Source organism: Dactylosporangium sp. CA-139114 (assembly GCF_050955725.1).
In the GTDB taxonomy this organism is placed as follows: Bacteria; Actinomycetota; Actinomycetes; order Mycobacteriales; family Micromonosporaceae; genus Dactylosporangium.
In genome coordinates this window covers 5,844,381-5,856,802 of the sequence record NZ_CP192080.1, presented here as the reverse complement: position 1 = coordinate 5,856,802, position 12,422 = coordinate 5,844,381, and the positions used below count along the sequence as shown (strand labels likewise).

The window sequence follows — 12,422 nt, the reverse complement described above, 5'->3', positions numbered from 1 at the left end:
GACCTGAGCCCGTCGACAGCGTCGCCCACGCCGGCACGATCCCGGGGCTCTCACGCGTTGCGGTGGCGCTGGTAGTGGCGGGCGACGCGGGCGCGGTTGCCGCACGACGGCTTGCACCAGGCCTGGCGCGGATCGTCCTGCAGAAAGTAGCGCACGCAGCGCGGGGCCGGGCACGCGCGCAGCCGGGCGACGTCGGGCCCGGCGAGGAACCTGATGGCCGCCTCGGCCAGTGTCGCGAGCAGGCGGTCCTCGGCCGTGGTCGCGGTGATCTGCAAGGTCAGGCGCGGCGCTTCGTCGGGCGGCCACTGCAACATCGGTGGTCCGAGGCCGGCGGCGGCCGCGTTCAGCCGGGCCAGCGCCGTTTCGACGTCGATGAGGTTCCGGGCGTCCGCCCGGCTCGGCTCCGCGGGGCGGACGGCCCGCGCGAACAGCGACCGGACCGCCGCGCGCAGCTGCGTCACCCGCAGGCGCAGGTCCTCGGTCGCGGGCGCGGCGCCGAGGTCCGGTTCCGCGGCGAGCCAGCCGGCCAGGCCCTCGACGGTGTCGAGGTCGTCCGCCATGCCGCCGTCGCCGTCGTGGCGGATCGTGCTGACCAGGGAGAGCGAGAGATTCCAATGTCTCACACGACAATGGTACGGTACCTAACGTCAGAACGTATCGAAGCCATTAGGCAACGGGGGTAGACCGTGCTGCTGCTTGCGCACATCAGTGACCTGCACCTCGACGGCTCCGAGCGCAGCCTCGTCCGGGCCGGCAACGTCATGGACCACCTGCGCGGACTGCCGCGGCCCGTCGACGCGCTCCTCGTCACCGGCGACATCGCCGACAACGGCGCCGAGGGCGAATACGAGGCCGCCGCCCGGCTCCTGGCCGCGCCGTTTCCGGTGCTCACCTGCCCGGGCAACCACGACATCCGCGCCGCGTACCGCAAGGCGCTGACCGGCGAGCCCGCCGCCGACGGCCCGATCAACCGGCGTCACCGGGTCGGCGGCCTGGAGGTCCTGATGTGCGACTCGACCATTCCCGGTCGCGACGAGGGGCTGCTGGACGAGGAGACCCTCGCGTGGCTCGGCGGCGCGCTCGACGAGCTCGGCGACACCCCGGCGGTGATCGCGCTGCACCACCCGCCGGTGCCGCTGCACCACCCGCTGCCCGACTCGATGCGGCTGCAGCGGGAGTCCGCGCTGGCGGACCTGCTCGGCCGCCACCCGAACGTCCTCGCCGTCCTCGCCGGTCACGCGCACACGGCGGCGGCGGCAACCTTCGCCGGGCGGCCGGTGCTGGTCGCGCCGGGCGTGACCTGGACGCTGCGGCTGCCGTGGGAGAGCGAGCACCTGGCGGATCTCGACGCACCGCCCGGGCTGGCGTTCCACGCCCTCGACGACGCCTGGAACATCGTCACCCACTACCGCGTCGTGCGCTGATGCGCGCGCACGTCGCCGCCTTCCTGGTGGCGATCCTGCCGCTGATCGCCATGCCCGGCGCGAGCCTGACGCTGCTCACCCAGCGGGTCGCCCGCGACGGCGCACGGCACGCGACGCCCGTCATCCTCGGCACCGTCACCGGCCTGTACGTCCATGCCACCCTCGCCGCCGCCGGGCTGTCCGCGCTGGTGATGCGCTCCAGTGCGGCGTTCGCGGCGGTACGGCTCGCGGGCGCCGCCTACCTGATCGGGCTCGGCATCTGGACCTGGCGGGCCAGGCCGGTCGCCGCCGCGGCCGGTGAACCGGGGCGGCGCCCGGCCTATCTGCAGGCGCTGCTGGGCAACGTGCTCAACCCGAAGGCCGCGGCGATCTTCCTGACCCTGGTGCCGCAGTTCCTCGACCCCGCCGCGGCCCTCCTCCCGCAGCTCCTCGTCCTCGCGACCGCGCAGGCCGCCCTGATCACCGTGTGGCTGCTCGGCTGGGCCGTGCTCATCGGCCGCGCCCGCCGGTCGCTGCGCTCGGACACCGCGAGCACGATCGTCCGGCGGATCGCGGGCGCGGTGCTCGTCGGCCTCGGCATCCGCGCCGTGCTCGCGTGAACGCTCCCGCCTTCGACCGATCCACAAGGCGGGGTCAGGCGAGCAGTGCGGCGCAGACGGCGAGCAGCCCCAGGGCCTGGTACAGCGTGTAGTCGTTCACCGAGCCCGTGGCCAAGCGGGCGAAGCGGCCCCGCAGGCCGTCCGCGCGCGGGCCCACCCACGCCGACAGCACCACGCCCAGCGCCACGCTCGCGCCGGTGCTCACTAGCTCGATCGCGTCGGTCCAGGGCGCGCCGCTCACCCAGTGGAAGGCGACCCCGGTGGCGAAGCAGGCCGCCGCGAGGGTCGCCAGCGCCGCGGTCAGGCCCGGGCGCAGGTGCTCGTCGCGGGCGAAACGCGGGTCCTCGGTGCGCGCGAACATGGCCCGCACGACGCGGGTCAGGGCCGCGACCGTCACCACCTGGGCGGCGAGCACCGCGGCCAGCGCGGCGGGCGTCGGGCGCAGGGCGGTGTGCAGCAGGCTCAGGGAGACGTACCCGTTCAGCGGCGGCACCCCGGCGATCGCGGCCGCCCCGACGAGGAACAGCAGCACCAGGGTGCGGCTGCGGCGGAACAGGCCGGACAGCTCGGGCAGGCTTGTCGCGCCGGTGTTGTGCACGACGGCGCCCGCGATCAGGAACAGCAGGGCCTTGAACAGCGCGTGGCCGACCAGGTGGTAGACGGCCGCCCGGGTGCCCGCGGCGCTCGCGGCGGCCAGGCCGGTGGTCACGATGCCGATCTGGGAGATGGTGTCGTACGCGAGCAGCCGCTTGAGATCGTCCTGCACCGCGGCCGCGGCGGCGCCGATGAGCGCCGAGGCGCAGCCGAGCGCCATGAGCGCGCCGTGGCCGGGCATGCCCGCGTCGAGCAGGCGGGCGATGCCGATGACGCCGAAGTTCACCAGGATGCCCGAGAAGAGCGCGCTGATCGGGCCCGGCGCGGCGGTGTGGGCGTCGGGCAGCCAGCCGCTGAACGGGACCAGGCCCGCCTTCGTGGCCAGGCCGGCCAGCAGCAGGCCGGCGGCGATGCGGTCCAGCACGCCGGGCCGGCCCGGGAACAGGGCGCTCATGGCGACGGCGCCGTGGGACTGGTACAGCAGCGCCGTCCCGATGAAGATCAGGAACCCGGCCACGGACGTGAGCACGACGACCTTGAAGGTGGCCTCGACCGCGTGCGGGCGCTCGAGGAAGAACCCGGTCAGCGCGTAGCTCGCGAGCCCCGCCACCTCGAACCAGACGAACAGGTGCAGCAGGTCGACGGTCAGCGACCCGGCCACGACGGCCGCGATGAGCAGCAGCGACAGGCACGCGTAGCCGCCCAGCTCGCGCGGGCCCAGGTCGGCCAGGCCCGAGAGCGTCGCCAGCATCGCCAGCGCGCCGACGACGGCCGCGGTCAGGGCCATGGTGAGCCCGAAGGCGTCGGTGACGTAGGCGATGCCGATGGGACGCCAGCCGCCCAGGTACACCGTCCGGCCCCGGGCGGTGAGGGCGCACGCGGCCAGGACGGCGACCGAGGCCACGACAGCCAGCAGGGCGGTGGCGAGTGCGAGGCGGGCGGAGAACCGGGCCAGCAGCGGGGCGAGGACCGCGCCCGCGACCGGGGCGAGCACCGCCAGCGGCAGCACCTCGGCGGTGAGCACCTCAGCCGCGCAGGTCGCGGATCCGGCCGGCGTCCACGCTGCGGTGGTGCTGGGCGAGCCGCACGACGACGGCGAGGAACACCCCGGTGATGGCGACGCCGATGACGATCGCGGTCAGGCAGATGTTCTGCAGCATCGGGTCGGCGACGTTGCCGGCCTGCCCGGGCGCGGGGTCGATGCGCACGGGCGCGGTGGAGCCCGCGCGGTAGGCCATGGACAGCAGCAGGAGGTATCCGGACGCCTCCATGAGCGAGAGTCCCATGACGATCTTCACGAGGTTGCGCCGGGTCACGGCCGCGTGCAGCCCGATGCCGAAGAGCATCGCGGCCGTGAGGTGGTTGACGACGATCACGACTCGGTGGCCCAGTCGTGGCCCATGGTGAGCAGCGCGAACACGGCGAGGGTGAGCCCGGTGCCGACCTCGAGCAGCTCGCCGAAGGAGAACGCCTGCAGGATGCCGCCGCTGCGGATCGTGCCGGGCGGCCCGAGCGGCAGGAAGTTCGCCGACACCGACCCCGCCAGCGGCAGGCCGAGCGCGCCGACGGCGACGATCGCGAGGCCCCCGGCGAGCTCCGCGGGTTCGAGGCGGTCCGCGCGGATCAGCGGTTCCACGCGGTCGTACCCGTACGCCACATACGCCAGCAGCACCACCCCGAGCGCGACGGCCCCCGCCGGGAACCGCCGCCGGGGGAGTAGCCCCACGCGACCAGATACAGCCCGGCCACCGCGAGCACGGGCGCGACGACCCGCACCCCGCCCCGCACGACGACGGTCATCGCGGGCGACCCGGGAGCCGAGCCGGACTCGGCCGCCTCGCCGCCGCGCGCCCGCCGCTGCGCGCCGGTGGTGCCGTGCTCGCCGATCCGCACGCCCCGCTGCTCCCGCTCCCCGGCGGCCGCCTCACCGACGAAGCCGCGGCGCGGTTCCCGGCGCCGGGCCAGCAGTCCGATTCCGACGACCGCGGCGAGCAGGATGAACGTCTCGCCGAGGGTGTCGAAGCCGCGGTAGCCGTAGACGATCGCGGCCACCGGCTCGGGGCTGTGCCAGTCGCGCAGCGCCCCGTCGTAGGCCTGCCGGGCCAGCGCCGAGAGGGCGGCGTGCTCGCGGGGCAGCAGCCACACCGCGGCGGCGAGCACGAGCATCACCGCGCCGGCGACCGCGAGCCCGAGGCGGGGCCGGTGCGGCGGCGCGGCCGGCTCGTCCTCGACCGCGGTGCGGATCTTGCCCAGCGCGATGAGGTACAGCGTCGGCAGCGCGATCGCCCCCACCACGATCTCGGCGTGGGCGTCGTCGGGCGCGCCGAGCAGCACGAACAGCAGCGACAGGACCAGCCCGAGCGCGGACAGCGCCATCACCGACCCGACCGGGCTGCGCAGCCGCACGACCGCGACCCCGGCGACGAGCAGCAGCGCGCACGCGAGGTAGTCGGCGACCCAGAACACGGTCAGTCCCGCTTCGCGCAGACGCGGGCGAGGGCATGGGCGGCGAGCGGGTTCATGACGAGCACGAGCAGCGCGACGATCAGGGCGCGGGAGGCGTACACGCTGTCGAGCCCGGTCGCCACGACGACCGCGAGCAGCGTCGGCAGCACGCCGAGGGTGACGGTCTTCGACGAGGCCTGGATGCGCAGCTGCGTGTCCGGCATCCGCAGCACCCCGACCGCGCCGGAGAACGCGGTCAGCAGCCCGATGCCCAGCAGCACGCCCGCGATCACGGTGCTCACAGCAGCCCCCGTTCGAGGTACCGCGCCCAGACCAGCGCCCCGAGGTAGCTGAACGAGCACAGCCACAGCGCGGTGTCGGTGTAGATCGCCCGCCCGGCGACGACGGCGAACGCGAACACGGCCAGGGTCAGCTGGGTCGAGATCATGTTGAGCGCGACGATCCGGTCGCCGGTCTCCGGGCCGGCCAGCACCCGCACGAGCAGCAGCCCGCAGATGACCAGCTGCCCGATGGTCGCCACCCAGAACACGGCCGTCATCGGCGGGTCACCCCCAGGACCAGGGCCTCGATCGGCCCGTTGATGTCGTCGCGCCCGGCGCCGGGCTCGGCGGTGTGGTACCGCAGCCGATGCCGGCCCCGGTCCACGTCGACGAGCTGCGAGGTGACGATGAGGGAGGTGAGCAGCCCGACGGCGGTCAGCTCGGCGTCGGAGCGGGCGCTGGTCGGGACCGTCACCATCGCGCTGCCGGGGCGCCGGTGGGACCAGATCATCCGCGTGAGGCGCAGGTTGGCCACGACCGCGCGGACCGCCACGGACGCCGCGAGCGCGAGCAGCGGCCCGAGGCGCCGCGGCCGCAGCAGCCGCCACGGCCCCGCGACCGGGCCGAGCGGCGCGCAGGCGAGCGCCGCGATCAGGCTCACGGCCGCGCCCACCGCGATCTGTTCGACGGTCGCCGTGAACGACAGCAGCGTCCAGATCACCTCGCACCAGCAGAACAGGGCCGTCACCCGGGACACGTCCCGCCCGCTACCCGTCCGGCATCCGGTCAAACCGGAACGTGGCCGGGCAGCGGGCCGGCGGTGTGGCAGTTTGACCTGATGGATGCCGGGTAGCGGCTCGCGCCATGGGTGCGATAACGGCTGAGGTACTGGTCTCCCGGCTCGCGGAGTGGGGCGTCGACACGGTGTTCGGGCTGCCCGGCGACGGCATCAACGGCATCATGGAGGGGCTGCGCCGCAACCAGGACCAGGTGCGGTTCGTGCTGGTCCACCACGAAGAGGCGGCGGCGTTCATGGCGACCGCCTACGCCAAGACCACCGGCAGGATCGGCGTGTGCCTGGCCACGTCCGGGCCGGGCGGCGTGCACCTGGCCAACGGGCTCTACGACGCCAAGCTCGACCACGTCCCGGTGCTCGCGATCACCGGGATGCAGGAGTCCAGCGTGCTGGGCACGGCCTACCAGCAGGAGGTCAACCTCGACCGGTTCTACGCGGACGTCGCCGAGTACGACCAGGTCATCATGAACCCGGCGCAGCTGCCGGCCCTCGTCGACGTGGCGATCCGCACCGCCTACGCCCGCCGCGGCGTGGCCCACCTGACCATCCCGAACGACATCCAGGTCGCACCGGCCGGCAAGGACCCGTACCAGACCGTGGCCCCCGTCGTGCCGCCGACGGCGGCGCCCGTCTACCTGGCGCCGGCGGTCCGGCCCCGCGACGCCGACCTGCGCGTGGCGGCCGGGCTGCTCAACGCGGCGCGCAAGGTCGGGATCCTCGCGGGGATCGGCGCGCGCGGGGACGGGCCGCTGGTCGAGCGGGTCGCGGACACGCTCGGCGCACCGATCGTCAAGACGCTGCCGGGCAAGATGGTGCTGCCGGACGACTCGCCCTACGTGACCGGCGGCCTCGGCCTGCTCGGCACCAAGCCGAGCGAGGAGCTGATGGAGGACATCGACGTCCTGCTGATGCTCGGGACGAACTTCCCCTACACCAAGTTCCTGCCGAAGCCCGGCAGCGCCAAGGTGGTGCAGGTCGAGATCGACCCGAGCCGGGCCGGCACGCGCATCGCCACGGACGTGCCCCTCGTCGGCGACGTCGGGGCCACCCTGGAGGCGCTGCTGCCCATGCTCGAGCGCAAGGACCAGGCGCACCTGCGTCGGTACCAGGAGAAGGTCCGCGACTGGCGGGAGCAGATGGCGGCGCTGGAGTCGCCCGACCGTGACCCGATCGCCCCGCAGTATCTCGCGTCCCAGCTCGACGCGCTGGGCACCGACGACGCGATCCTCACCTGCGACTCCGGCACGATCGCGACCTGGGCGGCGCGGCACTGGCAGATCCGCGGCGGCCGCGAGTTCTACCTCTCCGGGACGCTCGCCACCATGGCGCCGGGGCTGCCGTACGCGATCGCCGCCCAGCACGCCCACCCGGACCGGCAGGTGATCGCGTTCATCGGCGACGGCGGCTTCGCGATGCTCATGGCCGAGTTCAACACCGCGGCTCGCTACGCGCTGCCGATCAAGGTCGTGGTCAGCAACAACAACGCCCTGGGCCAGATCCTGTGGGAGCAGATGGTGCTCGGCTTCCCCGAGCACGGCGTGCGCTTCGGCGAGCCGGCGCCCGACTTCGCGGCGATCGCCCGCGCCTGCGGCGGCTTCGGCGCCCGCGTCGAGCGGCCCGGCGACCTGCCCGGCGCGCTGCGAGAGGCGTTCGCCTACGACGGTCCGGCGCTGGTCGACGTGGCCGTGGACCCGAACGAGCCGCCGCTGCCGGCCAGCGTCACCTACGAGCAGGCGAAGAAGTTCGCGGCGGCGTTCCTGCGGGGCCAGCCGCACCCGGCCGCGATCGCCACCACGCTGTTCAAGGACAAGATCCAGAAGCTGAAGGGCTGAACGATGGCGGTCGTCTCACTCCCGGCTCCGACCGCGGCCCGAAGCGCCCCGCCGCGCGCCCCGGCCGGGCTCGAAGCGGCGCTGTGCCAGGCGGTCCGGGGCGATGTGCGCTTCGACGCCGGGGCCCGGGCCGCCTACTCCACCGACGGCTCCAACTACCGGCAGGTCCCGATCGCCGTGGTCTGCCCGCGGGACGTCGACGACGCGGTGGAGGCCGTGCGGGTCTGCCACGAGCACGACGTGCCGATCGTGTCCCGGGGCGGCGGCACCAGTCTGGCCGGGCAGTGCTGCAACGTCGCGGTGGTGCTGGACTTCTCGAAGTACGTGCGGGGCGTGGAGTCCGTCGACCCGCGGGCCCGCACCGCGGTGATCCTGCCGGGCACCGCGCTGGACGACGCCAACGCCGTGCTGGCCCGCCACGATCTCGTGATCGGGCCCAGGCCCGCGACCCACTCGCACTGCACGATCGGCGGCATGATCGGCAACAACTCGTGCGGGGCGACCGCGCAGTGGTCCGGCACCACGGCGGCCAACGTCGAGCGGCTGGAGGTGCTAACCTACGACGGCACCCGGATGTGGGTGGGCGCCGGGCACGACCGGGACGAGGGCGGCATCTTCCGGGCGCTGCACGAGCTGCGGGACCGCTATGCCGAGCCGATCGCGACCCGCTTCCCGGACATCCCGCGGCGGGTCTCCGGCTACAACCTGCCCGAACTGCGCGAGGACCACGGCTTCAACGTCGCCCGCGCGCTCGTCGGCACCGAGTCCACCTGCGTCGTCGTGCTGCGGGCCGAGATGCGGGTGCTGCCGAAGCCGAAGAACGTGGCGACGGTGGTGCTCGGCTTCCGCGGCATCGCCGAGGCCGGGGACGCGGCCCCGGGCGTGGGCCGGCACGGGCCGATCCAGCTGGAGGGGCTGGACGAGAAGCTGCTGCGGTACGAGCGCGAGGAGCACCGGCCGACCGAGATCCTCAAGGTGCTGCCGGACGGGCAGGCCTGGCTGATGGCCGACTTCCCCGACCTCGGCACGGCGCGGGCCGTCGTCGCCGAGCACGACGGGCCGGGCACCATCCTCGAGGACGACGCCATGCGGCAGCGGCTGGCCAAGGTGCGGGAGGCGGGGCTGGCCACCACCGCGCGCACCCCGAACGGACCCGACGCGTGGCCCGGCTGGGAGGACTCGGCGGTCGACCCGGAGCGGCTCGGCGACTACCTGCGCGCGCTCATCGAGCTGCTGGACGAGTTCGGCTACGGGGCCACCAGCCTGTACGGCCACTTCGGCCAGGGCTGCGTGCACTGCAGCATCCCGTTCGACCTCACCAGCGAGCCCGGGATCGCCCGCTACCGCGCGTTCGTCACGCGCGCCGCGAAGCTGTGCGTCGAGCACCGCGGCTCGCTGTCGGGGGAGCACGGCGACGGGCAGGCCCGCGGCGAGCTGCTGTCCATCATGTACGGCGACGAGGTCGTCCGCGCCTTCGAGGAGTTCAAGGCCGTCTTCGACCCGACCGGCCGGATGAACCCCGGCAAGGTCGTGCACGCCCGGCCGCTCGACGGCGATCTGCGCCTCGGCGCCGACTACGCCCCGGCCCAGCCCGCGACCCGGTTCGGCTACTTCGAGGACGACGGCAGCTTCGCCCGGGCCGCCCTGCGCTGTGCCGGGGTCGGCGACTGCCGGCGCACCGGCCCCGACGGCGGCGTGATGTGCCCGAGCTACCAGGTCACCCGCGACGAGGAGCACTCGACCCGCGGCCGCGCCCGGCTGCTGTTCGAGATGGTCAACGGCGGGGTCATCGGCGACGGGTGGCGCAGCACCGCGGTGCACGACTCGCTCGACCTCTGCCTGGCCTGCAAGGGCTGCCGCAGCGACTGCCCGGTGCAGGTCGACATGGCCACCTACAAGGCCGAGTTCCTGCACCACCACTACGCGGGCCGGATACGCCCCCGCGACCACTACTCCCTCGGCTGGCTGCCGCTGATCGCGCGGGCCGCGTCCGCGGCGCCGGACCTGGCCAACGCCCTGGCGAAGATGCCCGGGGCCAAGCGCCTCGCGGGGATCGACCCGAAGCGCCCGGCACCGCGGTTCGCCCCCGCCCGCATCGACCGCTGGCTGCGCCGCCGCACCCCGCGCGGCACCGGCGAACGCGGCCGGGTCGTGCTCTTCCCGGACTCGTTCACCACCGCGTTCGCCCCCGCCATCGCCGCGGCGGCCGTCGGCGTGCTGGAGGCGGCCGGCTTCGGGGTCCTCGTCCCGCCCAAGCCGGTCTGCTGCGGCCTGACGTGGATCTCCACCGGCCAGCTCGGGGTGGCCGAGCGGGTGCTGCGGCGCACCGTCGGCACCCTCGCCCCGTACATGCGCGCCGGCCTGCCCCTCGTCGGGCTGGAGCCGTCGTGCACCGCGGTGTTCCGCTCCGACCTCGGCGAGCTCTTCGGCCGCGACCAGGACGCCGGCCGCCTCGCGCGGCAGACCGTCACCCTCGCCCAGCTGCTCGCCGAGCGGGCCCCGGACTTCGCGCCCCAGGTGCCCGGCGGCGTCCGCGCGATCGTCCAGCGCCACTGCCACCAGCACGCCGTCCTCGGCGCCGACGCGGACGCCACGGTCATGAAGGCGATCGGGCTGCAGGCCGAGGACCTGGACTCGGGCTGCTGCGGGCTGGCCGGGAACTTCGGCATGACCGCCGGGCACCGCGACGTCTCGATCGCCTGCGCCGAGCAGGCGCTGCTGCCGGCCGTGCGCGCCGCGGACCCGGGCACGCTGGTGCTCGCCGACGGCTTCTCGTGCCGCACCCAGATCGAGGACGCCGACACCGGGCGCCGGGCCGTGCACCTCGCCGAGGTCCTCAACGCCGCGGTGCACGGCGAGGTCCTGGGCGCCTATCCCGAGCGGCGCATCGCCCACCGGCCCGGCGACCGTGTCCGCTGAGATCGATGGGTTGCGCTGGGCGGCGTACCGCATCCCGACCGACGGCCCCGAGGCGGACGGCACCCTGGAGTGGGACGCGACCACCATGGTCGTCGTGCACGCCACCGCCGAGGGGGTCGCCGGCCTCGGCTGGACCTACGCGCCCGCGGCCGCCGGGCACCTGATCGGCGAGATGCTGCGCGCGCACGTGGTGGGCCGCCCCGCGTTCGACGTGCCGGGGCTCAACGCGGCGATGGTCCGGGCCGTGCGCAACGCGGGCCGGCCGGGGGTCGCGGGCACGGCCGTCTCCGCGGTGGACACGGCCCTGTGGGACCTCAAGGCGCGGCTGCTCGGCGTGCGCCTGGCGACCCTGCTGGGCCCGGCGCGCCCGTCGGTGCCGGTGTACGCCAGCGGCGGCTTCATCACCTGGGACGACCGCCGCCTGCGCTCGTGGCTGGACGACAATGCGGCGATCCCGCGCGCGAAGATCAAGATCGGCGGCCCCCGGGACCGTGAGCGGACCCGGTTGCTGGTGGGCTCCGGCCGGGAGCCGTTCGTGGACGCCAACGGCGCCTACACCGCGAAGCGGGCGATCCGGCTGGCGGACGAGTTCCCGCAGCTGCGCTGGTTCGAGGAGCCGGTGTCGTCGGACGACCTGGACGGCCTGCGCCGGGTGCGCGCCGCCGTCGGGGCGGACGTCGCCGCGGGGGAGTACGGCTACGACCTGCCGTATTTCGCCCGCCTCCTCGGCTCCGTCGACTGCCTGCAGGCCGACGTCACCCGCTGCGGCGGCATCACCGAGTGGCTGCGGGTCGCGGGCCTGGCCGCCGCGCACGGGCTCGAGCTGTCCGGCCACTGCGCGCCGGCCCTGCACGCCGACGCCGCCCTGGCCACCCCGAACCTGCGCCACCTGGAGTGGTTCCACGACCACGTCCGCATCGAGTCGATGCTCCTGGACGGCACGACCAGCCCGGGCGAGGGCGGCGAGCTGCGCCCGGACCTGTCGGCCCCGGGGCACGGCCTGACGTTCAAAACCGCCGACGCCGAGCGGTACCTGGTCGCCGCAGCCCCGCGACCGTGACGGCCCCGAACACCAGGTGCGGCACGATGTCGCTCGCCCAGTCCTTGGCCGTCCACGTCTTCGGGTCGCTGACCCGGAAGACCTTCAGCGGCACGTCGGCGAGGGCCATCGCCGCCCCGCCGATGAGCGCGGCCTCCAGCGCCGCGGGCATCCGGTAGCCGCGGCGCGCGAGCGCCTGGTCCAGCAGCCCGGCGAGCGCCCCGACGGCGATGCCGGTCCCGGCGCCCACGAGCGGCCCGAGCCCCTGCAGCCGGTTCTCGCGGGTGTGCTCGTCGCCGGGCACGGACACGCCGGCGTCCTCGGCGAACCGCGCGACGAGCTCCTGCGGCGCGCCGCTGGCGGCCCGCCCGCGCACGGCCATGTCGGCGTAGGTGACGGCGTTGAGCGCGGTGGTCCCGGCCGCGCCGGCGAGCGCTCCGCGAAGCAGTCCAGTTCTCATGCCCCGGCCCCTACCCGCCGGGACGCCCCTCAC

Annotated in this window: 14 protein-coding genes; 5 read left to right on the top strand and 9 right to left on the bottom strand. The window is 74.7% G+C overall.

Translation table 11 applies throughout. The features are described from left to right. Positions 1-50: 50 nt before the first annotated feature. Positions 51-623 (bottom strand): CGNR zinc finger domain-containing protein, encoded by a 573-nt coding sequence (locus ACQP2P_RS25745; RefSeq protein ID WP_433604849.1) that lies wholly within the window; start codon positions 621-623, stop codon positions 51-53. A 63-nt stretch (positions 624-686) separates the two neighbouring features. Here ACQP2P_RS25745 and ACQP2P_RS25740 point away from each other — a divergent pair, with 63 nt between their 5' ends. After that, entirely contained in the window at positions 687-1,424 is a 738-nt protein-coding gene (locus tag ACQP2P_RS25740) for a metallophosphoesterase (protein ID WP_433604847.1), read from the top strand. Beyond that, positions 1,424-2,023 (top strand): LysE family translocator, encoded by a 600-nt coding sequence (locus ACQP2P_RS25735; RefSeq protein ID WP_433604845.1) that lies wholly within the window; start codon positions 1,424-1,426, stop codon positions 2,021-2,023. The genes ACQP2P_RS25740 and ACQP2P_RS25735 overlap by 1 nt, the downstream gene beginning before the upstream one ends. A gap of 34 nt (positions 2,024-2,057) precedes the next feature. Here the strand turns inward: ACQP2P_RS25735 and ACQP2P_RS25730 are convergent, their stop codons facing one another. The 7 genes from ACQP2P_RS25730 to ACQP2P_RS25700 are packed head-to-tail and all read right to left on the bottom strand — an operon-like array spanning position 2,058 to position 6,100. Then, positions 2,058-3,641, bottom strand: a complete 1,584-nt coding sequence (locus tag ACQP2P_RS25730; protein ID WP_433604843.1) for a complex I subunit 5 family protein — start codon at positions 3,639-3,641, stop codon at positions 2,058-2,060. A gap of 1 nt (position 3,642) precedes the next feature. Next, positions 3,643-3,993 (bottom strand): sodium:proton antiporter, encoded by a 351-nt coding sequence (locus ACQP2P_RS25725; protein ID WP_433604841.1) that lies wholly within the window; start codon positions 3,991-3,993, stop codon positions 3,643-3,645. Continuing rightward, positions 3,990-4,274 (bottom strand): hypothetical protein, encoded by a 285-nt coding sequence (locus ACQP2P_RS25720; RefSeq protein ID WP_433604839.1) that lies wholly within the window; start codon positions 4,272-4,274, stop codon positions 3,990-3,992. Before ACQP2P_RS25720 ends, ACQP2P_RS25725 begins: the two co-directional genes overlap by 4 nt. Then, positions 4,241-5,083: a hydrogenase subunit MbhD domain-containing protein gene (locus ACQP2P_RS25715; RefSeq protein WP_433604837.1), complete on the bottom strand. Its 843-nt coding sequence runs from the start codon at positions 5,081-5,083 to the stop codon at positions 4,241-4,243. Before ACQP2P_RS25715 ends, ACQP2P_RS25720 begins: the two co-directional genes overlap by 34 nt. Before the next feature lie 2 nt (positions 5,084-5,085). Continuing rightward, positions 5,086-5,364: a cation:proton antiporter gene (locus tag ACQP2P_RS25710; RefSeq protein WP_433604835.1), complete on the bottom strand. Its 279-nt coding sequence runs from the start codon at positions 5,362-5,364 to the stop codon at positions 5,086-5,088. Then, positions 5,361-5,621: a monovalent cation/H+ antiporter complex subunit F gene (locus tag ACQP2P_RS25705; RefSeq protein WP_433604833.1), complete on the bottom strand. Its 261-nt coding sequence runs from the start codon at positions 5,619-5,621 to the stop codon at positions 5,361-5,363. Before ACQP2P_RS25705 ends, ACQP2P_RS25710 begins: the two co-directional genes overlap by 4 nt. Next, positions 5,618-6,100 (bottom strand): Na+/H+ antiporter subunit E, encoded by a 483-nt coding sequence (locus ACQP2P_RS25700; RefSeq protein ID WP_433604831.1) that lies wholly within the window; start codon positions 6,098-6,100, stop codon positions 5,618-5,620. Before ACQP2P_RS25700 ends, ACQP2P_RS25705 begins: the two co-directional genes overlap by 4 nt. Positions 6,101-6,207: 107 nt before the next feature. On the opposite strand from ACQP2P_RS25700, the gene ACQP2P_RS25695 reads away from it, so the two are divergent. From ACQP2P_RS25695 to ACQP2P_RS25685, 3 genes are read left to right on the top strand one after another with little or no spacing between them, the layout of a single operon-like run. Then, positions 6,208-7,971 (top strand): thiamine pyrophosphate-dependent enzyme, encoded by a 1,764-nt coding sequence (locus ACQP2P_RS25695; protein ID WP_433604829.1) that lies wholly within the window; start codon positions 6,208-6,210, stop codon positions 7,969-7,971. A 3-nt stretch (positions 7,972-7,974) separates the two neighbouring features. Then, positions 7,975-10,890, top strand: a complete 2,916-nt coding sequence (locus tag ACQP2P_RS25690; protein ID WP_433604827.1) for an FAD-binding and (Fe-S)-binding domain-containing protein — start codon at positions 7,975-7,977, stop codon at positions 10,888-10,890. Then, on the top strand, positions 10,880-11,950 hold the full coding sequence (locus ACQP2P_RS25685; protein ID WP_433604825.1) for an enolase C-terminal domain-like protein: 1,071 nt from the start codon (positions 10,880-10,882) through the stop codon (positions 11,948-11,950). The genes ACQP2P_RS25690 and ACQP2P_RS25685 overlap by 11 nt, the downstream gene beginning before the upstream one ends. Here ACQP2P_RS25685 and ACQP2P_RS25680 read toward each other — a convergent pair. Beyond that, positions 11,898-12,389 carry a hypothetical protein gene (locus ACQP2P_RS25680; RefSeq protein WP_433604823.1) on the bottom strand — a complete coding sequence of 164 codons (492 nt, stop codon included), beginning with the start codon at positions 12,387-12,389 and terminating at the stop codon, positions 11,898-11,900. The two genes, ACQP2P_RS25685 and ACQP2P_RS25680, sit on opposite strands and share 53 nt — an antisense overlap. Positions 12,390-12,422: the final 33 nt, after the last annotated feature.

What these genes read in the sequence shown, in the direction of transcription:
- ACQP2P_RS25735 (WP_433604845.1), top strand. Translation starts at nt 1,424, where the DNA reads ATGCGCGCGCACGTCGCCGCCTTCCTGGTGGCGATCCTGCCGCTGATC.
- ACQP2P_RS25705 (WP_433604833.1), bottom strand. Translation starts at nt 5,621, where the DNA reads ATGACGGCCGTGTTCTGGGTGGCGACCATCGGGCAGCTGGTCATCTGC.
- ACQP2P_RS25695 (WP_433604829.1), top strand. Translation starts at nt 6,208, where the DNA reads ATGGGTGCGATAACGGCTGAGGTACTGGTCTCCCGGCTCGCGGAGTGG.
- ACQP2P_RS25690 (WP_433604827.1), top strand. Translation starts at nt 7,975, where the DNA reads ATGGCGGTCGTCTCACTCCCGGCTCCGACCGCGGCCCGAAGCGCCCCG.
- ACQP2P_RS25680 (WP_433604823.1), bottom strand. Translation starts at nt 12,389, where the DNA reads ATGAGAACTGGACTGCTTCGCGGAGCGCTCGCCGGCGCGGCCGGGACC.